Here is a 24386-nt window from a genome sequence, read left to right as displayed (position 1 = left end):
CAGCGTTGGTGGACGAGTGATCGCTGAGCGCTTCGTCGGGCCCACGTATGATTCTAGACACATCCTCTCTCCTGGCCGGTCAGGCCCAGGCCGCCGGGCCTGCACGTAGGGTTGCGTTACCAATGTTGTAACCGATACTCCGATTCCGATTCCCAGGAGGGACACCGCCGTGCCCCAGGCAGGACTAGTGCCAGCAGCCCGCCGGATGGTCCATATCTCCCGGCCGGTCCTCTGGATCAACACCCTCGGAACCGGCGTAGTGGGGATGTGGCTGACGGGCAGTCTCTGGCAGTGGGAGGCGGCTGCCCTGCTGATCTGGCTGACCCTGCCGTTCAATCTGCTGATCTACGGCGTCAACGACATCTTCGACCAGGACACCGACGCCCTGAACCCCCGCAAGGGGTCCCTTGAAGGCGCGCGCATCCGGTCGGCGGAGGTACGGTCCATCTGGTGCTGGGTCCTCGCCACGAACATCCCGTTCCTCGTCTACTTCCTGGGAACCCTTCCCGCAGCAGCGCTGCTGTGGATTGCCCTGTACGTGCTGGTCTTCGTCTTCTATTCGGCGCCGCCGTTCCGCTTCAAGGCCCGCGCCTACCTCGACTCGATCAGCAACGCCGCCTACGCGTTTCCCTTGGTCTTCCTGCCCTATGCGCTGGATGCCGGGCCCGTCTGGCCGGCGGCCCTGGGGCTCATGGCGTGGAGTGCCGCGAAACACACCTTCGACGCCGTACAGGACATCGAGGAAGACCGGAAAGCGGGAATTACGACGACGGCGGTGCGCCTCGGTGCCCGCGGCGTCGTTGCCTGGAGCGGGGCCTGGTGGCTTCTTTCCACGGCGTGTTTCGCGCTGGTGAACCTGCCCGTCGCCGTTGTGAATGCGCTGATCGCCGGCTGGCTGCTCGTGTCGCTGCTGCGCTCGCCGTCGCCCGAGACCGGCCACCGGCTGTACCGGTACTCGATCGCGTTTCCCTATGTAGCGGGAACGGTCGCGGGCATGCAGCTCGTCATCGCGCTGACCCTCGGACTGTACCCATGAGCCGGGTCGTGGTGGCAGGGGCCGGCGTCGGAGGGCTGGCTGCTGCCGTGCTACTCGGTTCCGCGGGCCACTCGGTCACCGTTCTCGAGGCGGAGGACCACCTCGGCGGAAAGAGCCGGCGCATCGAGAGCGCGGGTCAGCGGATGGACACGGGTCCCTCGCTGTTCACCTTCCCTGCCGTGTGGGATGAGCTCCTGCGCCGAACCGATGCCGTTCGGGCGGGCCCCGGCGTCGATGCGCGCCGTACCGCCGGTCTTGAACTCGAGCGGCTTCAGGAAGTGGGCACCTACTACTACCGCGGCCAGGAATGCTCCCTTCCCGTTCCACCCGGCCATCCCTGGCATGCGGCCTGGGAACGCTTCGCTGCCCTGCACGGTGGACTCGGCGCAGACATCGCCCGGCTGCTGACGACCGGGCCGCTCGAGAGCGCGTCCCGGCCGGCACTGGCGAAACTCGCTGGGCTGTACGGCCCACGGCTGACGACGAGGAGCTACCTCGACAGCCTGCCGTGGCTGCCGGAGGGCCTGCGGGAGATAATCGCCATCCATACGCTCAATGCGGGGGTGAGTCCCACGCGGACGCCTGCGCTCTACGCCAGCATGCCCGCGGTCATGGCCGAAGACGGCGTATGGGTGCCGAAAGGCGGTATCTACGAACTGGTGGAGGCACTGCACAGGCTCGCCGTCGCTGCGGGCGTGGAAATCCGCACCGGAGAACCCGTCGCCCGGATCCGGCCACACAGCGTCACGACGCAGCTGGGCACCTACCCGGCCGACGCCGTCGTCAGCGGCCTCGACGCGAACCGGCTCGGCGCGCTGCTCAGCGGTCGGGCGCCGCGCAGGCCGCGGAAACTCACGTGTTCGGCCATCGGCGTGTACGCGGTGCTGAAGCGGGAGCTTCCCGCCAGAACGCCCCGGCACGGCGTCCTGCTGCCCGACGAGCCACAGGAACTGTATTCGAGCCTAGAGGTGAACCGTGAACCGCAGCAGACCATGGTTTTCGCCAACTACTACCCGGCCGGCCAGGTGTACCCCAACAGCTCCGGAACGCTGGCGTTGCTCCTGACGGCGCCACCGAACGGCCGGACGTATTCGCTGAAGGATCCCTTCGTGGAGCGCGAGCTGGACCGGGTGACGCGGGTGATGGGACTCCCGGAGCCGCTCGCGAACTACTTCTCGAGCTACGAGATCCTCGATCCTGGCTACTTCAGCGAGGCGGGATCAGCGGGCGGTGCGCTGTACGGGGCCATTCGTCCGTCGTGGATGAGCGGGCCCTTCCACACTCCAGCCCACACCAGCCCGCTACGGCCCTGGCTGTGGCGCGTCGGTGCGTCGGTCCACCCGGGCGGAGGGCTTCCGGCAGTGCTCGGCGGGGCGATGATGTCCACGGAGAAGTTGCTGCAGTACTTGGCGCGCACCCCGGTCCAGGCTTGCGTCGCCTCGATGGCCCGCTGAACCGGCTACGGGTCTCGCGCCCTCGACGGCAAGCCATCAGACTGTCCTCATGGAGTGGACGCGTGCGAAGGACTGGCTGATCGGTGCTACCGGGATGGTCCTCGTCCTTGGTGTCGCGCTTGCAATTCTCTGGTGGGTGGTGAGCGATCCAGCAGGCCAGGGCGAGACCGGGCCCGTGCCGGCGCCGACGGTGGGCGCCGGGAGCCCACCGGGCGCAGGGCCTCCCGCCGACCTGCGCGAGGACGAGGTGTGGCTCGCCGACCTTGCGCTGGACGCCGGGACAGTGGTGACCGCGGGCTCCATGCTCCGTGACGTCCGGGCCGTCGGGCAGGACGTGGTCACGGGGCCGGACGGGCTGGTCGCTGGACGCCTCGCCGTGGACGTGACCGTGCCGTTCGAGGTTGTCGCCGACGAGCTCGGTGACGGGACCGAGGTCCGTGCCGCCGACGGCGGCCGGGCCACGGTGGTCCGCACCGTGGAGGTCATGGGCCGCGAGATGCGCGTCGTCGCCACCGGCACGGTCGAGGTCGAGGCCGGCAGGCTCGTCGTCGAGCCGCGCTCGATCGACTTCGGTGGGCCGGACTTCCTCTCCGACGCCGTCGCCGGCGTCGTGCGCAGGCTCGTGACCATCGAGCACGACATCGAGGGCCTGCCCGAGGGACTCGTGCTCCAGGACGTCGCCGTCCAGGGCGACGGCTTCCGTGCCAACTTCCGGGGCGAGGACGTCGAACTCGTCCCGTAACTTCAGACGGGCAGGGAAACCGAACGGTGACGCCGCAGGGCGCGGACCAGCTGAGTCCGCCGGACGAGCAGGAACGCGAGCAGGGCCGCGGCGAGGACAGCCGGGAACACGAGGCCCGAGAAGACCGTTACCCCCAGCCACAGGCTCAGGGACAGGATGAGACTGTCCAGGAGTCCGGGGCGGATCGGTGAGGTGTCGAATCGGGCGCCGCCCACCGCGGTGAGTATCGCTGAAGCCAGCAGGCCCGAAATCAGCCAGCCGCCGTAGTTGGACAGCGGCACGCCATAGTAGGGGCCGCCGTCGGGCCACACCCAGAACCCCAGCGAGACCGCTCCGGGGTCCAGGACGCCGTCCACCGCCACGAGGAGGAGTGCGGAGGCGATGATCCGGCGTAGCGTGCTCCCAGTGCCGGCGAAGACGGCAACCGTGCCGATCACCAGGGGAACGTAGGAGAGGGGGAGAAGGAAGGGCACGAGATCGAAGGCCTTGGGACCGAGCGGATCTCCGTAGTGGAACTCACCGTAGGGAAGGCCGGTTGCCACACCGAAGCCTTCGATGAGGTACCCGAACAGTGAGACGGCGACGAGTGCGGAAACTGCCCGCGCCGCTCCCGACTGCTGCCGGAGAGCTACGAAGGCCGGCAGGGCAATCAGTACGTTGAAGACGTAGGACCCCACGCTTGCCCCGGGGACGTCGGGAAACTCGACCACGAAAAAGCCCGAGAGGAACAGGAAGACACAAGCGGCGATGAGGATCCGCGGGACAGGGCGGGCGACTGCGGTTCTCGGCACGGTTCCCATCCTCTCAGGTGGGGTCACCGCCTCAAACCGCAGGCCCGGTTCGGCGACCACCGCTCGCCCGCCGGACATCTAACGGCCGAGCAGCTTTTCCAGGGCGATGGTGCCGTCCGTCTTCGGAAGCAGAAGCCAGAGGACGCCGTAGAGCGGAAGGCTGACCACCGGCAGGAGGAAGCTCAGGAGCATCCCGATACGTACGTACGCCACGGGCCAGTTGAAGGAGAGTGCGATGCCGGAGGCGATGCCGCCTGCAAGGCCTCCGGGGGCCCGTTTGAGGGGAGAGGAGCGGAGGACGCGGTAGAAGGTATTCATAATCTCAGGCTTTCTGATAGGCGGTAGGTGTGCAGATGAGGCCGCGGGGCGGAGGGTGGGCGCTCACGACGGCGGTTCGGTCCGGTCCTTCCGCGCCATGGCCAGTGCACCGCCGATCACGAGTGCGGCCCCGGTTCCCACCAGCAGGCCCATGAGGACGATACCGGTGTCGAACTGGATATCGGTGAGCTGGTTCAGGAGGACGAGCGACCCGATGACAAGGATCACTGCGCCCCAGACGATCGTTCCTGGCCCGGGCCGCCGGGTGGAGGGGGTTTCCTGCGGACTCATGGTGTGGTTCCTGTCTCCTGGGCGGTCACGGTGACGTCGCTGACGGCGCCGCTGACTTCTAGAACGATGGTTGGTTCGGAGGATTGTCCGTCGAGTTCAAGGGTTTCCGGCTGCCACACGCCCTCCGACGTGGAACTGTCAGCGCCGTCCGTCAGTTGCGTTGCTCCGAGGAACAGCCGGGACCTGACCTCCACCGGAATTCCGCTGGGAACGACGATGTCGACATCAGCGGCGACCGAATGGATCGGAATCACAACGTCATTCCGCAATTCTCCGAGCCCCGTCAAGTCGATGGTGCTTTCGGCCGCCACGGCGGTGTAACCGCGCTCCGCCGTCGTCATGTCGGTGGCCGCGGTGCTCCCGGAGGCCCCGACGATCCACCGCCCCTGCGGCAGCTCCAAAGGAAGTACGACGGCGGCGAGGGCCGTCAGGAAGCCGGCAAGGCCCATGAAACCCGAAGTACGGCCCAGGATTCCCAGGATCACGATCCCGATGCCGAGGGTCATGGCACCTGCTGCGAGTGCTACGGGCACCGCTGAGTCGCCGAGGTCGAGGACTCCCGTGTAGTCGAGCGCGAGGATGATGCTGACCACCGTGAGGGCTCCGCCGAGGTGGAGTGCGGTTTCGCTGCCGGAGGGTCGCGGAATGGGGCGTCTCGGAGTGCCGGGAACGCGGGGAGGTGGCGGTAGATAGGGCCGGGTGCCGGTCGGGAGGGGACCCATCGGCATCGGGTGTGTGTGCAGCGGTGGTGTCGGCATCGGAGCCGTATCCATGGGCCCCGCCTGTGTAGATCCCGGAGGAGTTGCGGTGTAGGCGCCCTGCTGGAAACCGGCGGCGGGATAACCGGCCGCGGGAAATCCGGCTGCCGGATTCTCGCGATTGCGTGATTGGCCGACGGCCCAGTAGATGATGAATCCCACGCCTCCCACCCAGGCGATCGTCCAGAGGAACGGCCCGGCTCCGCTGTCACCGAAGAAGGGCAGGTTGGGGCGCCACAGCCCCATCACGGAGAGGACCACCGCTCCCGTCATGCCACCGGTCCAAACACCACGCCCGGCCTGCTCGGTGTGGATGCGCCCGTCGGGTTCAGGCAGGAGTGCCCAGGCGAGCCCGTACAGCAGCACGCCGATCCCCCCGAAAACAGCGAGTATCACCAGCAGGCCTCGCACGAGGACGACATCGAGCCCCGTCCGCTGGGCGAGGCCGCCGGCCACGCCGCCGATCCAACGGTCGGGAGCCCGGACTATGCCGAGACCCCGCAGCCAGGCGAAGAACGAATTCGAGGCCGGAAGGGAGCTGGAAGCGACCGGCCCGGACTGGGCCTGCCCGCCCGTTCTGCCCGAGGCATGCGCTCCTGCGTAGCGGGGTTGTCCTTCTGGTGCGGGTTCTGAGGTCATATTCCGATCCTGCCAGCAGCAATCCGGCTACGGAATCGGGGCCAGCCCTGAGTCCTCCCTGAGTGTCCCCCGGCATTCGAGGGACAACCCCTGAGAAGGATGGGGAGGGCCATGAAAAGACTGGCGGACGTGCTTCTATTGAGCCATGAGACCCCCACTGCTGCGCTCGCCCGACGGCGTGATCGCAGGGGTGTGCGCGGGTCTTGCAGTACATCTCGGTCTCTCCCTCCGGTTCGTGCGGATCGCCATGGTGCTGTTGACCTTCGCGTCGGGAGCCGGAGCCCTCCTGTATGCGTGGCTGTGGATCTTCGTGCCGTCTTCAACGGACAGCGCAGCCGCGGTGAAGGTGAGGAACGGGCCTGCACGGTTCATGAACGATCACCCTGCACGCCGGGCTGGCCGCAAGGAATTCCTTTTCGGCGCGGTGATGCTCTTGCTTGCGGCGGCCTTCGCCGCCCAGCAGTTGGGCCTTCCGGTGGAGTGGGGCACCCTCCTTCCCCTGGGGGTGGTGGCTGCGGGGGCAGCGCTGGCCTGGGCGCAGCTCGACGACGTTCGTCGGGCCGGTCTGATGGACCAGGCCGGCGCGCACCGGGCGAGTGGACTGGCGCGGCTCCTGGTGGGCCTCGTCCTGGTGATCATCGGCGTGCTGGTCATGGTGTCGGGATCCATTCCGTGGTCGCTGACCTGGGCCACCCTCGTTGCGACTGCTGCAGTCCTGGGCGGGGTGGGCCTCGTTCTCGCGCCGTGGGGCCTGAAGTTCTGGCGCGACCTCGAGGTGGAACGGGCCGGCCGTGTACGCGAGGCAGCGCGCGCCGAATTCGCTGCTCACCTCCATGACTCAGTGCTGCAGACCCTGGCGCTGATCCAGAACCGGGCCACGTCGGAATCGGACGTCATCCGGCTGGCCCGGGCGCAGGAGCGCGAGCTGCGCCAGTGGCTCTATGCGGACCATGCGGACCAGGCCGGCACCCTCGCGGAACGGATCCGCGCCTTCGCTGCCGAGGTGGAGGACGCCTACGGCTATTCAGTGACGGTGGTGGCGGTGGGTGACGCCCCGCTGACGCCGGGAAATGAGGCCCTCGCGCAGGCGGCACGGGAGGCGATGCTGAATGCCGCCAAACATGCCCGTGTTCCGGTATCGGTGTACCTTGAACTCGGCGCGCAGGGCTCGGAAGTGTTCGTCCGCGACCGCGGCACGGGCTTCAAGGAGACTGCGGTGCCGCCGGACCGCCTTGGAATCCGGGAGTCCATTCATGGACGGCTTTCGCGGCACGGCGGCCATGCCTCGATCCGCAGCGGGCCGGACGGCACCGAAGTCACGCTGAGCATGCCAGAACACACTGCAAAGGACCGCTGGGAGAGCAATGGACAGGGTTCCTGAAACAATCACCGGCACGAGGATCGGCGTCGTCGTCGTCGATGATCACGCGATTTTCCGCTCGGGTCTCAAGTCGGACCTCGGGCCAGGCATTGCCGTGCTCGGTGAAGCTGCGTCCGTGGAAGAAGCGATCGCCGTGATCCGGGAGCACCGCCCTCAGGTGGTGCTCCTGGACGTGCACCTCCCGGGAGGCAGGGGCGGTGGTGGCGCCGAAGTGATCCATGGCTGTTCACGCCTGGGCAGCGACACCCGGTTCCTCGCGCTCAGCGTCTCGGATTCAGCGGAGGATGTGGTCGCCGTCATCCGTGCTGGGGCGCGCGGCTATGTCACCAAGACCATTTCCGGTGCGGAGATCACCGACGCCGTCCAACGGATCGCCTCGGGGGACGCGGTGTTCTCCCCGCGGCTTGCCGGCTTCGTCCTCGACGCTTTCGGCACTGCCGCGGTTGCTTCCGTCGATTCCGAACTCGACCGCCTGTCCGCCCGCGAAGTGGAGGTGATGCGCCTGATTGCACGCGGCTACAGCTACAAGGAAGTGGCGAAGGCACTGTTCATCTCGGTGAAGACCGTCGAAACCCACGTCTCGGCCGTGCTGAGGAAACTCCAGCTCTCCTCGCGTCACGAACTCACCCGATGGGCGGCGGAGCGGCGGCTGCTCTGACTGGTCCGCAGCCGCTCCGGTTCCCCTCAACGGGCCGAGGACAGGAATTCCTGCAGCCTGCCGACCCCCACGGCGAGGTCCTCGTCGCCCAGCGCATACGACAACCGGAGGAAGCCGCTCGGCCCGAACGCCTCGCCCGGCACCACCGCAACCTCCACCTTCTCAAGGATGAGGGTGGCAAGTTCCGCCGACGTCGTCGGGGTGGAATCGCCCAGCGAGCGCCCGAGCAGGGCGCGCACGTCGGCGTAGGCATAGAACGCGCCGTGGGGCGTGGGACATTCGACGCCATCGATCGCACCGAGACCGGCCACCATCGCGCGGCGCCGCCGGTCGAACGCGACCTTCATTTCCTGCACGGCCGTCAACGGACCGGAAACCGCGGCGAGCGCGGCCATCTGCGACACGTTCGCGACGTTCGACGTCGCATGGGACTGGAGGTTGGTGGCCGCCCTGATGAGGTCCTTCGGCCCGATCATCCAGCCGACACGCCAGCCCGTCATGGCGTAGGTCTTCGCGACGCCGTTCACGATGACGAGCTTGTCTCCCAGCGCGGGGGCGGCCGTGGCGATCGAGGTGAACGGGACGCCGTCGTAGGTCAGGTGCTCGTAGATCTCATCGGTGACCACCCACAGTCCGCGGGCCGCAGCCCACTCGCCGATCCGCCTCACCTGGTCCGGACCGTAGACGGCGCCGGTCGGGTTCGACGGCGAGACGAACAGCAGCACTTTGGTCCGGGGGGTGATCGCGGCGTCGAGCTGCTCCGGGGTGACGAGGTAGCCCTGCTCGGGACCGGCGAACACTTCGACGGGGACGCCACCGGCAAGCCGGATCGCCTCGGGGTACGTGGTCCAGAAGGGCGAGGGAACGAGCACCTCATCCCCGGGGTCGAGCAGCCCGGCGAACGCCTGGTAGACGGCCTGCTTGCCGCCGTTGGTCACGAGGACCTGGGCCGGGTCGACGCTGTAGCCGGAGTCGCGCAGCGTCTTGTCCGCGATCGCCTGTTTGAGCTCAGGAAGCCCGCCGGCAGGGGAGTAGCGGTGGAAGCGGGGCTGCCGCGCGGCGTCGACCGCGGCCTCGACGATGTAGTCGGGAGTGGGGAAGTCGGGCTCGCCAACCCCGAAGCCGATGACCGGCCGGCCGGCTGCCTTGAGCGCCTTCGCCTTCGCATCGACGGCAAGCGTGGCGGATTCCGCGATGGACGCGATCCTGCGGGAGATACGCGGAAGGCTCTTGCGCGTCGAATCGTCGGTGGTCGCGTTCATCGGGTCCCGTTTCTTCAAGAGGGTATTGCCGCACCCAGTTTAGGTGGTCGCCCACCCGGAGAAAGGAAAATGACATCGGACCATGCGTGACGGCGCCCGTCCGGGGTGTCCGGTTCGACGGAACGGCGGCGATTGCGTAGACTTGATCCTCGGTGTTCGAACACCGGAATGCACTGCGCCCGGGATAACCGTTGGCGCTTGGTAAGAAACCTGTGTTGCAGGATGCAGGAGTGCAAGTACAGCACAAAGGGTAGTGGCGCAATTGGTAGCGCAGCGGTCTCCAAAACCGCAGGTTGCAGGTTCGAGTCCTGTCTGCCCTGCGCATAGCCGACGCAGTAGATGCGGCGGTGCGGCAGGAAAAGATCACGAAGCTTCGGTGCAGGCAGCGGTTCTGCCCGGCAGTACACAGAACCAGCTGGGGGCGCTTTCGGTGGTCCGGCTGGGAAACCACACAGATTGATGAGGTTGAAGGTGACCGATACGGCTGCGAGCAGCTCCAAGGGAAGCCCTTCCGAGAAGGAAGCCCCCAGGCGCGGGTTTTTCGGGCGCATCATCCTCTTCGTTCGCCAGGTGATTGCCGAGCTCCGGAAGGTTGTCACCCCCACACGCCGGGAGCTGGTGAGGTTCACCATCACCGTACTTACCTTCGTGGTGATCATGATCCTCATCGTGACCGGGCTCGATTTCCTGTTCGGCACCGGTGCCGTCTGGGTGTTCGGAGACAGCTGACGCTGATCCGGCCCCGCGGCGTCCCGGCGTGGCTCAACGAGTACAAGCAATGCAAGGCTGAAGATTTCCAGAAAGCAGGCGGCTAGGTGTCCGAGCAAGAACTCGAACGGCAGATCACAACTGAAGATGATGGTCTGGAGAACGAGGATCAGGTAACGGAGGCGGATGTCGAGATCGACGCCGCTGATACCGACGCGACGGCGGAAGCTCCTGCGGATATTGATCCGGACGCCGTTGTCGATCCAGACGTCGACGGCGTTCTTGACGCCGACGAGGGCGTCGGCGAGGCAACTGATGTCGAGGTGGCTGAGGACGCCGAGGGAGCCGAGGCCGAGGTTCCGGCGCAGGAAGATCCGGTTGCCGCCTTCAAGGCCAAGCTTCGGCGCCAGGACGGTGACTGGTATGTCATCCACTCCTATGCAGGCTACGAGAACCGGGTGAAGGCGAACCTCGAAACCCGCATCCAGACGCTCGACATGGAGGATTTCATCTACGAGATCCAGGTGCCCATGGAAGAGGTCGTGGAGATCAAGAACACGGCGCGGAAAATCGTCAACCGCGTGCGTATCCCGGGGTACGTGCTGGTCCGGATGGAGCTCACCGACGAATCGTGGGGTGCCGTGCGCCACACGCCGGGCGTGACCGGTTTCGTGGGCAATGCCCACAACCCCGTGCCGCTCAGCCTGACGGAAGTGTTCTCCATGCTTGAACACACGGTGGTCCACACGGACGCCGAATCGGGCAAGCCGATCAAGCCGCAGTTCGCGCCTGTTACGGTCAACTTCGAGGTAGGCGAGTCGGTGACGGTCAATGAAGGACCGTTCGAGACCCTGCCGGCGACCATTTCCGAGATCAAGCCCGAGTCGCAGCAGCTCGTCGTGCTGGTGTCGATCTTCGAACGTGAGACTCCGGTAACGCTCTCATTCAGCCAGGTCACCAAGATCCAGTAGGACCTGCGAATTCCAGCTTCGCTTTTTCCCGGCCTGCTTTAGCCGGGGAGAGCGGTTGGTCATCACGCCATGATGACCGAAAACCCACGGGACGCTCCTGTCCCGGGGGACGTAATGCAAGAAAAGGACCCTTTCATGGCCCCCAGAAAAAAGGTCACCGGCCTCATCAAGCTGCAGATCAATGCAGGTGCCGCCAACCCGGCACCCCCCATCGGTCCTGCGCTTGGCCAGCATGGTGTCAACATCATGGAATTCTGCAAGGCGTACAACGCTGCCACTGAATCCCAGCGCGGAAACGTTATCCCCGTGGAAATCACGGTGTACGAAGACCGTTCATTCACCTTCATCACCAAGACCCCACCGGCCGCCGAGCTCATCAAGAAGGCTGCCGGCGTCCCCAAGGGTTCCGGCACCCCTCACACGGTCAAGGTCGCCAACCTGACCAACGCCCAGGTCGAGGAAATCGCCACCATGAAAATGGAGGATCTCAACGCCAACGATGTGAAGGCTGCAGCGAAGATCATCGCCGGCACCGCCCGCTCCATGGGCATCACGGTCGAGGGCTAGCACCTTCCTACCCGGACGGGGCGGCACCGCTGCCTCATCCTCAATTTCATTCATAGAACGGCGCCGGTCCCACCTCGGGTGGACGGCGGCGTGTGGCAGGGCCCAGCGCGGTCCGCAGACCACGACTGCATAAGGAGAAAAAGCAGATGGCACAGCGCAGCAAAGCATACCGGGGAGCTGCCGCGAAGATCGAGGCGGATACCCACTACGCCCCGTACGACGCAGTAGTTCTCGCGAAGGAAACCAATCCGTCGAAGTTCGACGCCACGATCGAGGTAGCATTCCGCCTCGGCGTCGACCCCCGCAAGGCCGACCAGATGGTCCGCGGCACGGTCAACCTGCCCCACGGTACGGGTAAGACCGCCCGCGTCCTCGTGTTCGCCACGGGTGACCGCGCCGAAGCAGCCATCGCTGCCGGAGCCGATTTCGTCGGTTCCGACGACATGATCGAGAAGGTTGCCGGCGGCTGGGTCGACTTCGACGCCGCCGTCGCAACCCCTGACCTCATGGGCAAGGTGGGACGCCTGGGCAAGATCCTCGGTCCTCGCAACCTGATGCCGAACCCGAAGACCGGAACTGTCACAGCAGACGTAGCCAAGGCAGTGACCGATATCAAGGGCGGAAAGATCGACTTCCGCGTGGACAAGCACTCCAACCTCCACTTCATCATCGGCAAGGTGTCCTTTGACGTCCAGAAGCTCGCGGAGAACTACGCCGCGGCGCTTGAAGAGGTACTGCGCCTGAAGCCTTCCGCTTCGAAGGGCCGGTACATCCAGAAGGCCACGGTATCGACCACCTTCGGTCCGGGCATTCCCGTCGACCCGAACGTCACCAAGGTCCTGGCAGTCGTCTAGTTCCAGCACGTGAAGAAAACCCGCACCGGTTCCCGGTGCGGGTTTTCTTTTTCTCAAGCCACCTCTAGTAGTTAGCAGTTCCCAATCAGTGAGCCTACGCTGGTGGAATGACAACGCCCGAGCTGCTGATCGAACGGTTATGAAGAGCGATATGTGTTCCTGACGCAGAGCAATAGCCGACTGGTGGGCTGCGCTGTGCTCGACGCCCGCTGACGGACAACCTTTCCGCGTGCTATCTGGACATCCTCGTGCATCCCGGCGAACGCCGGCAGGGTGTGGCCTGGGCACTGTCTTCGGTGGCGGACGCTCAAGTACGTAGCCTCGGTCGTACGGTGATCACGGGATGGAATGAAGTGCGGCTTCCCGACACGCCTGACGCCGGAGAACTCGTCGTGCCGGACAGCGGCGCAGGAGGCTATCCAAGGCATAGCGGGTCAGCGGCGCTTGCCCTGGCGGAAGGTTACGGGCTGGCTCAGGTGGACCGGGTGAGTCTTTGCGAGCGGGGTGATCCCGATCCGAGGCGCGGCGGGGCGGTCGCGGAGGACGGCTCTTCGCTGGTTTTCTGGGGCAACAGCGTCCCTGATGACCTCAGTCACCACTACGCCGTACTACGACGGTTCAGAAGTACAGATACACCACTGGGCGGTTTTGTCCTCGAGGAGGAGGTGTCGGATCAGGAACGGATTCGCGCCGATGAGGCCCGCCACGCTGCCGGCGGTGGACTCGGCCTCGTCTGCGCCGCCGTCGAGAAGGAAAGCGGCGCTCGTCGGGCACACCGTGCTTCATTCAAGCGCCGCCGCACCGCATGTTGCCTATCAGGAAAACACCCTGGTTTTCCGCCGGTACCGTGGACACCGGCTCGGATACCGGATGAAGGCTGCGAATCTTGAGCGGCTCCGAGACGAGTGGCCCGAGGTCAAGCGCCTGTATACCTGGAATGCCGCGGAGAACAGCTTCATGCTTGCAGTCAACATCGAGCTCGGATTTCGGCCCGTAGGCGCGACTGCCGGCTGGCAGAAGAAGCTGTAATAAGCGGGCGCGAGCGGCTTGATTTGGGAAGTCCGTGCCCCGTCGCGTAGGCTGGAAGAACCAAAGACCGTCGGTCGATGTCCTCCACCTTTTCCTTTTCAGCATTCTTATGGGAAGAGTAAGGAGATACATCCGAATGTTCCCGTAAGGGACGGCCAGCGCAGGTGAACGAAGCTTTTCTCCGCTAAAGACGAACTCGTCTTTGGTGTCGAGTAGCCCCGTGCATCTGCGCGGGGCGTTTTTTATTGGGCTGTAAAGCCGGCCTATATTCCCCGGAAGGAGGGTTATGGCAACGCCAACAAAGGTAACTGCGGTGGAGGAACTGACGAATGATTTCAAGGAATCCACGGCTGCTGTCCTGACCGAATACCGTGGGCTCACTGTTGCACAACTCAAGGATCTCCGCCGTTCACTCGGTGGGGAAACCAAGTTTGCCGTCGTCAAGAACACCCTGACAGGCATTGCGGCCAAGGAAGCTGGCATCGACGCGTTCGAAGGCCAGCTCGCCGGACCCACCGCAATCGCTTTCATCAAGGGCGACGCAATCGCTGCAGCGAAGAGCCTGACGGATTTCGCGAAAGCCAACCCCAAGCTCGTCATCAAGACCGGAATCTTCGAGGGCAAGCCCCTCGATGCTTCAGAGGTTGTTGCCCTGGCAGCCCTCGAGTCGCGTGAATTCCAGCTCTCTCGGGTTGCCGGTGTGCTGAAGGCACCAATGGCCGCCCTTGCCCGCACGGTTGACGCCCTGCGCATCAAGCTCGAAGAGGGCAGTGCTGCACCAGCTGAAGACGCCGGTGCTCCCGTTGCCACTGAGGAGGCCGCTGCACCCGCAGAGGCGCCCGCTGAGGAAGCCGCAGCACCCGAAGAGAAGTAGTTCTCCTCACCCATCACACTCCGGTGCAGTGCACCACCAAAGAAAGGATGCTTAGCCATGGCGAAGCTCACCAACGAAGAGCTCATCGAAGCTTTCAAGGAACTGTCCATCATCGAACTCTCGGACTTCGTGAAGTTGTTCGAAGAGACCTTTGATGTCACCGCTGCTGCAGTTGCAGTCGCCGGCCCCGCCGGTGGCGGCGCAGGCGCCGAAGCCGAAGAGGAGAAGGATTCCTTCGACGTAGTCCTCGAAGCTGCCGGCGACAAGAAGATCGCAGTGATCAAGGAAGTTCGCGCCCTGACCTCGCTGGGTCTCAAGGAAGCCAAGGACGTTGTCGACAGCGCTCCCAAGGCCGTCCTCGAAGGCGCAACCAAGGAAGCCGCGGAAAAGGCAAAGGAAGCTCTCGAAGCTGCCGGCGCCACCGTCTCCCTCAAGTAGTCCGCTCGGGCAGCCTGGCTGCCTGGACACAGGAACGGCCCTGACTCTTCGGAGTCAGGGCCGTTTCTGCGTCCAGTGCCAGTTCTGCCGGTCGCCCCCGTCGGGAACGTGGCGTCGGAGCTACTCCTCGAGCCAGAGCAGCAGCGCCTCGCCCTGGCCGCCACCGCCGCAGAGCGAGACGGCTGCCTTACCGCTGCCGCGCCTACTGAGCTCGAAAGCGGCATGCAGGGCAAGCCGCGCCCCTGAGGCCCCGATCGGATGCCCGAGGGCGATCGCCCCGCCGTGGATGTTGCACTTCTCCAGCGGGTAGTCGAGATCCTTGAGGGACTGGCAGGCAACCGACCCGAACGCCTCATTGATCTCGATGAAGTCGACGTCCGACGTCGACCACTGGGCCCGCTGCAGCGCCTGCGCAATAGCGTTCGACGGCTGGGAGTGGAGGCTGTTGTCGGGACCGGCGACCTGACCCGGCGCGCCGACGACCGCCATCACCGAAAGCCCTGCTTCCTCGGCCTTCTGCCGCGTGGTCACGATCACCGCTGCGGCACCGTCGGACAGGGGCGAGGAATTGCCTGCGGTGATCGTGCCTTCCCTGTCGAACGCCGGACGCAGACCGGCGAGCGTCGCCGTCGTCGTCGTGGGCCGAATACCCTCATCCGTGGTCAGGACTAGATCGTCGCCCTTGCGCTGGGGTACCGAAACGGGAACGATTTCGTCGGCGAACACCCCTGCCTCCGTTGCGGCGGCTGCGCGCTGGTGGGAGATGGCAGCCACGTTGTCCTGTGCGGTGCGTTCGATTCCGAGGGCCGTGTTGCCGCGTTCGGTGGAAGCACCCATCGACTCGTTGTCGAAGGCATCTGTCAGCCCATCGTTCGCCACGGCATCGAGCGCCTGGATGTTGCCGTAGTTCCAGCCCTGGCGTGAGCCCGGGAGAAGGTGAGGGCCGCGCGACATGGATTCCTGGCCGCCTGCGACCACCATGGTCGCCTCGCCGCTGCGGATCAGCCGTGCGGCGTCGATCACGGCAGTGAGGCCGGAGAGGCACACCTTGTTGATGGTCACCGTCGGTACGTCCCAGCCGATGCCGGCCTTGATCGACGTCTGTCGCGCGGGATTCTGGCCGCAGCCAGCCTGCACCACGTGTCCCAGGATAACGGCATCGACGTCGGCTGCGGCTACGCCGGCATGTGCCAGGGCGCCGGTGATGGCGAACGCGCCGAGTTCAACGGCGGTGAAGGGGGCGAGCTGGCCATTGAGCCGGCCCGTCGGTGTGCGGGCACCGCCCACAATGACGACGTCCTGAGGAGTGGGTGTTGGAGTTGCCATGGGCTGCAGTGCTCACTTTCGTCGTCGAAAACTGACCTCTTCAAGGCTAGCCGGTTGCCGACGCTCCAGCTAATGTCTGCTAACCGAAATTTTGTCCGGCAGGCTTGGGCCCCGAGGGATAGAGGAGCGGCAGCTGCAGCGTCAGCCACGGGCTGAAGGCCCAGGGCGCAGCGGTGACGGCGGACACCAGCTGGGCCGGTTCCACCCACTTCCAGTCCATGACCTCGTCCGGTGAGGGCGCCAGGTCGCCGTCGATGACTGCAGTGAAGACCGGGCACACCTCGTTCTCCACAATGCCCGACGCGTCGGTGGCGCGGTAGCGGAAATCGGGCAGGGCGGGCGCGATCCCGGCGACGCTCATGCCCAGCTCCTGGGACGCGCGTCGGACGATGGCCTGCTCCGTACTCTCGCCCGGTCCGGGATGGCCGCAGAAGGAGTTCGTCCAGACACCGGGCCAGGCCCGCTTCGACATTGCCCGACGGGTGACGAGGATCTGCCCCTCGCCGTTGTACACGTGGGTCGAGAAAGCGAGGTGGAGCGGCGTGGAGTCGGAATGGACCGTCGCCTTCTCCTGCGTTCCCGTGGGGCTGCCGTCCTCGGCCAGCAACACCACCAACTCCACCGACTCCGTCTCCGGTGCGCTACCGCCTGAAAGCCGTGCCATGGTGCCTTCTTCCACTTTTCCTGCCGCATCCGCGAACCCGGACCGCGCCTCATTCGGACTCCCGAAGGAGACCTGTTTCGTCAGCGGCGTTCTGTCCGTGTTTACTTTACCTATGGACATGGACAGCCTGCTGGTCGAGCCCGGAGGGCTCGAGCAGGTTGAAGGTGTGCTTCAGCGCTTTTTCGATGAGTCGAAAGTGCGCGCCGCGAAGATCGGCCCCGGTTACCTCGGGCTCTGGGAGGCCCTCGAAGGATGCACCGCCGGCGGCAAGCGGTTCCGGCCGCGCATGGTGATGTCCGCCTACCGGATGCTCGGCGGGCTCGACGACGGCAACGCCGCCGTAGTGGGCGCGGCGTTCGAAATGCTTCACACTGCACTGATCGTGCACGACGACGTCATCGACCGCGACTTCGTCCGCCGCGGCATCCCGAACGTCTCCGGCCGCTACCGCAGCGTTGCGGAGGCTGCCGGTGCTTCGGCTGCGACGGCGGAGCACATCGGCTTTTCCGCCGGCGTCATCGCTGGAGACCTTGCCCTGTCCAACGCCTACCGGCTGCTGGACTGGGTCGAGGCCGACACCGCCACCCGGCGGAGGCTCAATGAAATCCTCGACGAAGCCGTCTTCGCCTCCGCCGCAGGTGAGTTCCTCGATATCGAAACGGCGCTCAGTTCCACAGTTCCGCCGCTCGAGGACATCGTGAGGATGGCGCGGCTCAAAACCTCCGTCTACTCCTTCGAGGGCCCGTTGCAGGCTGGTGCCGTGCTCGCGGGAGCGAGGGAGGACGTCATCGCGAGGCTGGGGGATTTCGGCCGGGACGCGGGCATCGCCTACCAGATCGCTGATGACCTCCTCGGGGTATTCGGCAATGAAACCCGAACGGGCAAGACGAACTGGGGCGACCTCCGCGAGGGCAAGCGCACCGCACTGCTTTCCTTCGTCGCTGCCCGTCCGGAGTGGGACAGCATTTCCTCATTGATCGGGTCTCCGCGGATGTCGGCCTCCGACGCCGAATACGTCCGCAGGGTGCTCGTCGACTCCGGGGCGAGGGACTACTCGGTGGGGCTCGCCGAAGATTACGCCGGGCGTGCCCGCAGGCACCTCGAAACGGATGGCGTACCGCCAGGCCTCCGCTCAGCGCTCGAGCCAGTGGTCAGCGCCGTCGTCAACCGGGTCCGCTGACATGGGCGTCGAGGATTCGCTTGCACGCTACAACGCCGCAGCCCTGAGGACCTCGGGGGAGGTCATCCGGTGCTACTCCACGTCCTTCGGCCTCGCCTCGAAGCTGCTCGAACGCAGGAAACGCGGTTCCATCGAAGCCGTCTACGCGCTGGTCCGGGTGGCGGATGAGATCGTCGACGGTGCGGCCGCCGGCGCCGGCCTCGACCCCGCCGCGGTCCAGGCGCTCCTCGATGCACTGGAGCGTGAGACCGAGGCGGCGATGGGAACCGGCTACAGCGCCAACCTCGTGGTCCACGCCTTCGCAGTCGCGGCCCGGAAGGATGGCATCGATGCCACCCTCACCCGACCGTTCTTCGCATCGATGCGCGCCGATATCACGCAGACCGAGCACACGCAGGAATCCTTCGACCGGTACGTCTACGGATCGGCCGAAGTCGTGGGTCTGATGTGCCTGAAGGTCTTCCTGGTCGGCCGGACGGTCCCGCCCGGGGAGGAACGAGTGCTGGTGGAGGGGGCGAGACACCTCGGTGCCGCGTTCCAGAAGATCAATTTCCTCCGGGATCTGGCCGAGGACTTCTCCACACTGGGGCGCAGCTACTTCCCGGGAATCCGGCCGGGACACTTCAACGAGGCTGACAAGCACCGGTTGCTCGACGACATCGACGAGGACCTTCGCATCTCCGCGGCGGCCCTACCCGGTCTGCCTGCTTCCCCCCGGCGCGCCGTCGCCCTCGCGCAGGGCCTGTTCACCGAACTTGCCGCTCGGCTGCGGAAGACCCCGGCCGAGGAGCTGCTGGGCACGCGGATCCGCGTGCCCAACCCCGTCAAGCTGCGCATCCTGGCGCGGGCTCTCGCCGGAAGCGCGGTCCCGGACCCGGCCGTGCAGGAAGAGGCATCATGACTCCGCAGCAGGGCAGCACCGGACCTCGCGTCGCAGGCAGGCGCGTCGTCGTCGTCGGCGGTGGAATCGGCGGGCTGGCGTCGGCCGCCCTGCTGGCGGCTGAAGGCCACACCGTCACATTGCTGGAGAGGCGGGAGCAGGTGGGCGGCCGTGCAGGATCGTGGGAGCAGGACGGCTTCCGCTTCGACACCGGGCCGTCCTGGTACCTGATGCCCGAGGTGATCGATCATTTCTTCCGGCTCCTGGGCACCAGCGCCGAGGAGCAGCTGAACCTCGTCAAGCTGGATCCGGGTTACCGGGTCATCTTCGAGCAGGGCCTCGACACCGTTGACGTTCCCGCCGACCGCGAGGCCGTCACCAAGCTTTTCGAATCGATGGAAGCCGGTGCGGGGAAGGCCCTGTCCGACTACCTCGATTCGGCCGAGGACGCCTACTCGATGGCGAAGAAACGTTTCCTCTACTCCACCTTCGAGTCCTTCCTGCCGTTCCTCCGGCCGGACGTCCTGTCGCGGCTGCCCCGCATCGTCCGGCTGCTGCTCCAGCCGCTGCACGGGTTCGTGGCGAAGAGGTTCAAGGATCCCCGGCTCCAGCAGATCCTCGGCTATCCGGCGGTGTTCCTCGGCAGTTCCCCGTTCGAGGCCCCCAGCATGTACCACCTGATGAGCCACCTCGACCTCGACGACGGCGTGCTCTACCCGATGGGCGGTTTCACCACCCTGATCGAGGCAATGAGAACGGTGGCCGAGGGAGCGGGGGTCGACATCCGCACCGGCGCGGACGTCGTATCGATCGACGCCGCACCGGTGCGGCGTACCGGATGGACGCCGTCCCGCCGCTCGGCGCAGGTGCGGAGCGTGACCTACCGGACGGGGGAGACGGTCCACATTGTCGACGCCGACGTGGTGGTGTCGGCGGCTGACCTGCACCACACCGAGACGACGCTGCTTCCGCCCGCGCAGCAGACGTACCCCGAAAAGTACTGGCAGAAGAGGGTGCCGGGCCCCAGTGCGCTGCTGCTCTACCTGGGAGTGAAGGGCGGACTGCCGCAGCTCGAACACCACACCCTCCTCTTCACCACCGACTGGCGGGACAACTTCGGCCGCATCTTCGGCGCTGACACCTCCATTCCGTCCCCGGCGTCCCTCTACGTCTGCAGGCCGAGCGCAACGGATGGGTCGGTGGCGCCGGAGGGTTCCGAGAACGTCTTTGTCCTCGTCCCCATCCCGGCCGACGTCTCCATCGGCAAGGGCGGCTTCGAAGGCGGGGGAGACGCGCGCGTCGAGGACCTGGCCGACGAGGTCATCGCGCAGATCGCCGGCTGGGCCGGCATCCCGGACCTCGCCGAGCGCATCGTCGTGCGGCGCAGCTACGGACCACAGGACTTCGCGGAGGACCTCAACGCCTGGCGGGGAACCTCGCTGGGACCGGCGCACATCCTGAAGCAGAGCGCCTTCTTCCGCGGGTCGAACCGGAGCGCGAGGGTCGAGGGGCTCTACTACGCGGGAAGTTCGACGGTCCCCGGCATCGGCATCCCCATGTGCCTCATCAGCGCCGAGCTGATCATCAAGCGGCTCCGGGGCGACACCAGCACCGGGCCGTTGAAGGAGCCGCGGGTCCGGTCGAGTTGAGCTTGGTGGGGTTGACGCGGCATTGGACATTACGGTAGACGTACCGTAATGTAGGGATTTGCGTCTTCCCTCTAAACCTCAGCCTTCATATAGCGGTGGGCTTTGTTCTGCTCTCGTCGTTTAACGGGCCATTCGGTTCTTGATGGCGGGACTGGACACAGGTTAGCACTAAGATCCCCGCACGTACCTGCGGTGGCGGTGCTGAGTGCGGAGCGCTGACAAGCCTGACGGTCTGTGGAAGGATCCCTCTTGGTCGCCCCGAGCACCTCTAATAATGCAACCGCTACCAGCCAGGTCGACGCCGACGGCGCCGCACCCCGGCTCTCATTCGCAAAGATTCACGAACCGCTTGATGTTCCCAATCTTCTCGCCCTCCAGACGGACAGCTTCGACTGGCTCGTCGGCAACGAGCGCTGGAAGGCCCGCGTTGAGGAAGCGCTGGAAAAGGGACTGCAGGGTGTAGCCACCAGCTCCGGTCTGGCTGACATCTTCGAAGAAATCTCTCCCATCGAGGACTTCCAGGGCACCATGTCCCTGAGCTTCTCCGAGCCGGAGTTCGCCGACCCGAAGTACACCATGGCCGAGTGCAAGGATCGCGACGCGACCTACTCGGCTCCGCTATACGTCAAGGCCGAGTTCATGAACAACAACACGGGCGAGATCAAGCAGCAGACCGTGTTCATGGGCGACTTCCCCCTGATGACCGACAAGGGAACCTTCGTCATCAACGGCACCGAGCGTGTCGTCGTCTCCCAGCTGGTTCGTTCGCCGGGAGCCTACTTCGAGCGCACCGCCGACAAGACCAGCGACAAGGACATCTTCAGCGCGAAGATCATCCCTTCCCGCGGTGCCTGGTTCGAGCTCGAGATCGACAAGCGCGACCAGGTCGGCGTCCGCCTCGACCGCAAGCGCAAGCAGTCGGTCACCGTCCTCCTGAAGGCCCTCGGCTGGACCGAAGGCCAGATCCTCGAAGAGTTCGGCCAGTACGATTCGATCCGCGCCACGATGGAGAAGGACGCCACGGAAACCCGTGAGGACGCCCTGCTCGACATCTACCGCAAGCTCCGTCCGGGAGAGCCGCCCACGGTCGAGGCAGCCCAGACGCTGCTCGACAACCTGTACTTCAACTCGAAGCGCTACGACCTCGCGAAGGTCGGCCGCTACAAGATCAACCGCAAGCTGGGCATCGACAAGAACCTCGGGGACTCCGATGCGTCGGTCTTGAACATCGACGACATCGTCGCGATGATCAAGTTCCTCGTCGCGCTGCACGCCGGTGAGAAGACCCTCGGCGGCAAGCGCGACGGCGGCGACGTCGAACTGCGCGTCGAGGTCGACGACATCGACCACTTCGGCAACCGCCGTATCCGCGCCGTCGGCGAGCTCATCGAGAACCAGGTCCGCACGGGCCTGTCCCGCATGGAGCGCGTTGTGCGCGAGCGCATGACCACGCAGGATGTCGAGGCGATCACCCCACAGACGCTGATCAACATCCGCCCCGTGGTCGCCGCGATCAAGGAGTTCTTCGGTACCTCCCAGCTGTCGCAGTTCATGGACCAGAACAACCCGCTCGCCGGACTGACGCACAAGCGCCGCCTGTCCGCGCTGGGCCCGGGTGGACTCTCCCGTGACCGCGCAGGTATGGAAGTCCGAGACGTCCACCCGTCGCACTACGGCCGCATGTGCCCCATCGAAACCCCTGAAGGCCCGAACATCGGTCTCATCGGTTCGCTGGCGTCCTATGGCCGCATCAACGCATTCGGGTTCATCGAAACCCCGTACCGCAAGGTCGTCGACGGCCTCGTCACCGAGCAGATCGACTACCTGACCGCCGACGACGAGGTGGAGCGCCTGATCGCCCAGGCCAACGCCCCGCTCGCAGCCGACAACACGTTCGTCGAGGACATGGTCCTCGTGCGTACCCGTGGTGGTTCCGGCGAGCCCGTGCTCGTTACGCCGACCGAGGTCGAGTACATGGACGTCTCGCCGCGCCAGATGGTGTCGGTCGCGACGGCCCTGATTCCGTTCCTGGAGCACGACGACGCCAACCGTGCCCTCATGGGTGCGAACATGCAGCGTCAGGCTGTTCCACTGCTGCGCTCCGAGCGTCCGCTCGTGGGTACCGGCATGGAGAAGAACGCGGCAGTCGACGCCGGAGACGCAGTCACGGCGACGAAGGCCGGAGTGGTCAAGGAGGTCTCCGCCGACCTGGTGGCGATCCTCAACGACGACGGCACCGAGACGAACTACCCGATCATGAAGTTCGCCCGTTCGAACCAGGGCAACGCCTACAACCAGCGCGTGCTGGTCGCCGAAGGCGATCGCGTCGAGTACAACACGATCATCGCCGACGGCCCGTCCACCGATCAGGGTGAACTGGCACTGGGCAAGAACATGCTCGTGGCGTTCATGTCCTGGGAGGGTCACAACTTCGAGGACGCGATCATCCTCTCGCAGCGCATCGTCTCCGACGATGTCCTGACCTCGATCCACATCGAGGAGCATGAGGTCGACGCCCGCGACACCAAGCTCGGTGCCGAGGAAATCACCCGCGACATCCCGAACGTCTCCGAAGAGGTGCTGGGTGCGCTCGACGAGCGCGGCATCATCCACATCGGCGCCGAGGTCGAGGCCGGGGATATCCTCGTGGGCCGTGTCACCCCCAAGGGTGAAACGGAGCTCACGCCGGAGGAGCGCCTGCTCCGCGCCATCTTCGGTGAGAAGAGCCGCGAGGTCCGCGACACCTCACTGAAGGTTCCCCACGGCGAATCGGGTACCGTCATCGGCGTCCGGATCTTCGACCGCGACAACGACGACGAGCTTCCCCCCGGCGTCAACCAGCTGGTCCGCGTGTATGTTGCGCAGAAGCGCAAGATCACGGACGGCGACAAGCTGGCCGGCCGCCACGGCAACAAGGGTGTCATCTCCAAGATCCTGCCGATCGAGGACATGCCCTTCATGGAAGACGGAACCCCTGTCGACATCGTCCTGAACCCACTGGGTGTCCCGGGACGCATGAACGTCGGTCAGGTCCTCGAAATCCACCTCGGCTGGGCCGCCAAGCAGGGCTGGAAGATCGAGGGGGATCCCGAGTGGATGAAGAACCTCCCGAACCTGCCCCGCGAGGTCACGACGACCACGGTCTCAACCCCCGTGTTCGACGGCGCCACCGAGGATGAGATCGTCGGTCTGCTGAACTCGACCAACGTGACCCGCGACGGCGACCGCCTCATCGGCGAATCCGGCAAGGCGCGCCTGTTCGACGGCCGCTCCGGCGAGCCGTTCCCGGACCCCATCTCGGTCGGTTACATGTACATCCTGAAGCTCCACCACCTGGTGGACGACAAGATCCACGCCCGCTCCACCGGACCGTACTCCATGATCACGCAGCAGCCGCTGGGTGGTAAGGCACAGTTCGGCGGACAGCGCTTCGGTGAGATGGAAGTATGGGCGCTCGAAGCCTACGGTGCGGCGTACACGCTCCAGGAACTGCTCACCATCAAGTCCGATGACATCCATGGACGCGTGAAGGTCTACGAGGCCATCGTCAAGGGTGAGAACATTCCCGAGCCGGGTGTTCCCGAGTCCTTCAAGGTGCTCATCAAGGAAATGCAGTCGCTCTGCCTGAACGTGGAAGTCCTTTCCACCGACGGCACGACGATCGAGATGCGTGACTCGGATGAAGAAGTCTTCCGGGCCGCGGAAGAACTGGGCATCGACCTCTCACGGGCCGAGCCGAGTTCTGTCGAGGAAGTCTAGGTCTCACGACGCCGTACCGGCGTTCGAACGGGGCCAACGAAATTTCTGCGGCCGCGGGCGGCCTTGAAATATTGAAGGCCCCTTCCTCGAACACCGGGACGGCGTCCACCTGGCTTTTCGCCGCACCCCATAAGACTTCAAGAATTTAGAGAACAAA

Annotated in this window: 23 protein-coding genes and 1 tRNA gene; 17 read left to right on the top strand and 7 right to left on the bottom strand. The window is 65.5% G+C overall.

Annotation, left to right across the window (positions count from 1 at the left end; genetic code table 11):
• Positions 1-205 precede the first annotated feature (205 nt).
• From IWX65_RS01420 to IWX65_RS01410, 3 genes are read left to right on the top strand one after another with little or no spacing between them, the layout of a single operon-like run.
• A complete protein-coding gene (locus IWX65_RS01420) occupies positions 206-1036 on the top strand; it encodes a UbiA family prenyltransferase (RefSeq protein ID WP_334683587.1) in 831 nt (276 codons plus the stop codon).
• Complete coding sequence (locus IWX65_RS01415; RefSeq protein WP_196880670.1) at positions 1033-2490, top strand: phytoene desaturase family protein; 1458 nt, start codon at positions 1033-1035, stop codon at positions 2488-2490. Before IWX65_RS01420 ends, IWX65_RS01415 begins: the two co-directional genes overlap by 4 nt.
• Positions 2491-2539: 49 nt before the next feature.
• Entirely contained in the window at positions 2540-3232 is a 693-nt protein-coding gene (locus tag IWX65_RS01410; RefSeq protein ID WP_196880669.1) for an LmeA family phospholipid-binding protein, read from the top strand.
• A gap of 2 nt (positions 3233-3234) precedes the next feature.
• Here the strand turns inward: IWX65_RS01410 and IWX65_RS01405 are convergent, their stop codons facing one another.
• The 4 genes from IWX65_RS01405 to IWX65_RS01390 all read right to left on the bottom strand — a co-directional run bounded on the left by IWX65_RS01405 (position 3235) and on the right by IWX65_RS01390 (position 6029).
• Positions 3235-4023: a carotenoid biosynthesis protein gene (locus IWX65_RS01405; RefSeq protein WP_196880668.1), complete on the bottom strand. Its 789-nt coding sequence runs from the start codon at positions 4021-4023 to the stop codon at positions 3235-3237.
• Positions 4024-4101: 78 nt separating this feature from the next.
• A complete protein-coding gene (locus IWX65_RS01400; protein WP_196880667.1) occupies positions 4102-4341 on the bottom strand; it encodes a PspC domain-containing protein in 240 nt (79 codons plus the stop codon).
• Positions 4342-4404: 63 nt separating this feature from the next.
• Positions 4405-4632, bottom strand: coding sequence for a hypothetical protein (locus tag IWX65_RS01395; protein WP_196880666.1), 228 nt, complete (start codon positions 4630-4632; stop codon positions 4405-4407).
• Positions 4629-6029 carry a PspC domain-containing protein gene (locus IWX65_RS01390; RefSeq protein WP_196880665.1) on the bottom strand — a complete coding sequence of 467 codons (1401 nt, stop codon included), beginning with the start codon at positions 6027-6029 and terminating at the stop codon, positions 4629-4631. The genes IWX65_RS01395 and IWX65_RS01390 overlap by 4 nt, the downstream gene beginning before the upstream one ends.
• Positions 6030-6174: 145 nt before the next feature.
• Between IWX65_RS01390 and IWX65_RS01385 the strand changes: the two genes are divergently transcribed.
• Together IWX65_RS01385 and IWX65_RS01380 are read left to right on the top strand one after the other, a co-directional pair.
• Positions 6175-7410 carry an ATP-binding protein gene (locus IWX65_RS01385; protein ID WP_196880664.1) on the top strand — a complete coding sequence of 412 codons (1236 nt, stop codon included), beginning with the start codon at positions 6175-6177 and terminating at the stop codon, positions 7408-7410.
• Positions 7394-8068 (top strand): LuxR C-terminal-related transcriptional regulator, encoded by a 675-nt coding sequence (locus IWX65_RS01380; protein ID WP_196880663.1) that lies wholly within the window; start codon positions 7394-7396, stop codon positions 8066-8068. The genes IWX65_RS01385 and IWX65_RS01380 overlap by 17 nt, the downstream gene beginning before the upstream one ends.
• Before the next feature lie 26 nt (positions 8069-8094).
• Here IWX65_RS01380 and IWX65_RS01375 read toward each other — a convergent pair whose 3' ends face one another.
• Positions 8095-9330, bottom strand: coding sequence for a pyridoxal phosphate-dependent aminotransferase (locus tag IWX65_RS01375; protein WP_196880662.1), 1236 nt, complete (start codon positions 9328-9330; stop codon positions 8095-8097).
• Between the two features lie 247 nt (positions 9331-9577).
• Here IWX65_RS01375 and IWX65_RS01370 point away from each other — a divergent pair.
• The 8 genes from IWX65_RS01370 (at position 9578) to rplL (ending at position 14771) form a co-directional block, all read left to right on the top strand.
• Positions 9578-9650 (top strand) — tRNA-Trp (locus IWX65_RS01370).
• A gap of 151 nt (positions 9651-9801) precedes the next feature.
• Positions 9802-10059, top strand: coding sequence for a preprotein translocase subunit SecE (secE, locus tag IWX65_RS01365; protein WP_196880661.1), 258 nt, complete (start codon positions 9802-9804; stop codon positions 10057-10059).
• A gap of 86 nt (positions 10060-10145) precedes the next feature.
• Entirely contained in the window at positions 10146-11009 is an 864-nt protein-coding gene (gene nusG, locus IWX65_RS01360) for a transcription termination/antitermination protein NusG (RefSeq protein ID WP_196880660.1), read from the top strand.
• A gap of 135 nt (positions 11010-11144) precedes the next feature.
• Entirely contained in the window at positions 11145-11576 is a 432-nt protein-coding gene (gene rplK / locus IWX65_RS01355) for a 50S ribosomal protein L11 (protein WP_196820946.1), read from the top strand.
• Between the two features lie 146 nt (positions 11577-11722).
• Entirely contained in the window at positions 11723-12430 is a 708-nt protein-coding gene (gene rplA, locus IWX65_RS01350; RefSeq protein WP_196820947.1) for a 50S ribosomal protein L1, read from the top strand.
• Positions 12431-13012: 582 nt separating this feature from the next.
• Positions 13013-13459, top strand: coding sequence for a hypothetical protein (locus tag IWX65_RS01345; protein ID WP_196880659.1), 447 nt, complete (start codon positions 13013-13015; stop codon positions 13457-13459).
• Between the two features lie 286 nt (positions 13460-13745).
• On the top strand, positions 13746-14333 hold the full coding sequence (gene rplJ / locus IWX65_RS01340) for a 50S ribosomal protein L10 (RefSeq protein WP_196880658.1): 588 nt from the start codon (positions 13746-13748) through the stop codon (positions 14331-14333).
• 57 nt (positions 14334-14390) lie between these two features.
• Positions 14391-14771 (top strand): 50S ribosomal protein L7/L12, encoded by a 381-nt coding sequence (gene rplL, locus IWX65_RS01335; RefSeq protein WP_196880657.1) that lies wholly within the window; start codon positions 14391-14393, stop codon positions 14769-14771.
• A gap of 120 nt (positions 14772-14891) precedes the next feature.
• Here rplL and IWX65_RS01330 read toward each other — a convergent pair whose 3' ends face one another.
• Positions 14892-16097 carry an acetyl-CoA C-acetyltransferase gene (locus IWX65_RS01330; protein WP_196880656.1) on the bottom strand — a complete coding sequence of 402 codons (1206 nt, stop codon included), beginning with the start codon at positions 16095-16097 and terminating at the stop codon, positions 14892-14894.
• A 79-nt stretch (positions 16098-16176) separates the two neighbouring features.
• Positions 16177-16761, bottom strand: coding sequence for an isopentenyl-diphosphate Delta-isomerase (idi, locus tag IWX65_RS01325; RefSeq protein WP_196880655.1), 585 nt, complete (start codon positions 16759-16761; stop codon positions 16177-16179).
• Between the two features lie 112 nt (positions 16762-16873).
• On the opposite strand from idi, the gene IWX65_RS01320 reads away from it, so the two are divergent.
• From IWX65_RS01320 to rpoB, 4 genes are all read left to right on the top strand, one after another.
• The gene (locus tag IWX65_RS01320; protein ID WP_196880654.1) at positions 16874-17941 is read left to right on the top strand and encodes a polyprenyl synthetase family protein; all 1068 of its coding nucleotides are present in this window, start codon (positions 16874-16876) and stop codon (positions 17939-17941) included.
• The gene (locus IWX65_RS01315; RefSeq protein ID WP_334683574.1) at positions 17871-18842 is read left to right on the top strand and encodes a phytoene/squalene synthase family protein; all 972 of its coding nucleotides are present in this window, start codon (positions 17871-17873) and stop codon (positions 18840-18842) included. Before IWX65_RS01320 ends, IWX65_RS01315 begins: the two co-directional genes overlap by 71 nt.
• On the top strand, positions 18839-20470 hold the full coding sequence (gene crtI / locus IWX65_RS01310) for a phytoene desaturase family protein (protein ID WP_196880653.1): 1632 nt from the start codon (positions 18839-18841) through the stop codon (positions 20468-20470). The genes IWX65_RS01315 and crtI overlap by 4 nt, the downstream gene beginning before the upstream one ends.
• 249 nt (positions 20471-20719) lie before the next feature.
• Complete coding sequence (gene rpoB, locus IWX65_RS01305) at positions 20720-24229, top strand: DNA-directed RNA polymerase subunit beta (protein WP_196880652.1); 3510 nt, start codon at positions 20720-20722, stop codon at positions 24227-24229.
• Positions 24230-24386: the final 157 nt, after the last annotated feature.

The organism is Arthrobacter sp. CAN_A214 (genome assembly GCF_015751955.1).
Taxonomy (GTDB): Bacteria; Actinomycetota; Actinomycetes; order Actinomycetales; family Micrococcaceae; genus Arthrobacter_D.
This window is presented reverse-complemented; position numbering and strand designations above follow the sequence as displayed.

Bases quoted from the DNA above. Each gene is read 5' to 3' on its own strand.
- IWX65_RS01420 (WP_334683587.1), top strand. From the start codon at position 206: ATGGTCCATATCTCCCGGCCGGTCCTCTGGATCAACACCCTCGGAACC.
- IWX65_RS01415 (WP_196880670.1), top strand. From the start codon at position 1,033: ATGAGCCGGGTCGTGGTGGCAGGGGCCGGCGTCGGAGGGCTGGCTGCT.
- IWX65_RS01410 (WP_196880669.1), top strand. From the start codon at position 2,540: ATGGAGTGGACGCGTGCGAAGGACTGGCTGATCGGTGCTACCGGGATG.
- IWX65_RS01400 (WP_196880667.1), bottom strand. From the start codon at position 4,341: ATGAATACCTTCTACCGCGTCCTCCGCTCCTCTCCCCTCAAACGGGCC.
- IWX65_RS01395 (WP_196880666.1), bottom strand. From the start codon at position 4,632: ATGAGTCCGCAGGAAACCCCCTCCACCCGGCGGCCCGGGCCAGGAACG.
- IWX65_RS01390 (WP_196880665.1), bottom strand. From the start codon at position 6,029: ATGACCTCAGAACCCGCACCAGAAGGACAACCCCGCTACGCAGGAGCG.
- IWX65_RS01385 (WP_196880664.1), top strand. From the start codon at position 6,175: ATGAGACCCCCACTGCTGCGCTCGCCCGACGGCGTGATCGCAGGGGTG.
- IWX65_RS01380 (WP_196880663.1), top strand. From the start codon at position 7,394: ATGGACAGGGTTCCTGAAACAATCACCGGCACGAGGATCGGCGTCGTC.
- IWX65_RS01375 (WP_196880662.1), bottom strand. From the start codon at position 9,330: ATGAACGCGACCACCGACGATTCGACGCGCAAGAGCCTTCCGCGTATC.
- rplK (WP_196820946.1), top strand. From the start codon at position 11,145: ATGGCCCCCAGAAAAAAGGTCACCGGCCTCATCAAGCTGCAGATCAAT.
- rplA (WP_196820947.1), top strand. From the start codon at position 11,723: ATGGCACAGCGCAGCAAAGCATACCGGGGAGCTGCCGCGAAGATCGAG.
- IWX65_RS01345 (WP_196880659.1), top strand. From the start codon at position 13,013: ATGACCTCAGTCACCACTACGCCGTACTACGACGGTTCAGAAGTACAG.
- rplJ (WP_196880658.1), top strand. From the start codon at position 13,746: ATGGCAACGCCAACAAAGGTAACTGCGGTGGAGGAACTGACGAATGAT.
- rplL (WP_196880657.1), top strand. From the start codon at position 14,391: ATGGCGAAGCTCACCAACGAAGAGCTCATCGAAGCTTTCAAGGAACTG.
- IWX65_RS01330 (WP_196880656.1), bottom strand. From the start codon at position 16,097: ATGGCAACTCCAACACCCACTCCTCAGGACGTCGTCATTGTGGGCGGT.
- idi (WP_196880655.1), bottom strand. From the start codon at position 16,761: ATGGCACGGCTTTCAGGCGGTAGCGCACCGGAGACGGAGTCGGTGGAG.
- IWX65_RS01320 (WP_196880654.1), top strand. From the start codon at position 16,874: ATGGACATGGACAGCCTGCTGGTCGAGCCCGGAGGGCTCGAGCAGGTT.
- IWX65_RS01315 (WP_334683574.1), top strand. From the start codon at position 17,871: ATGGCGTACCGCCAGGCCTCCGCTCAGCGCTCGAGCCAGTGGTCAGCG.
- crtI (WP_196880653.1), top strand. From the start codon at position 18,839: ATGACTCCGCAGCAGGGCAGCACCGGACCTCGCGTCGCAGGCAGGCGC.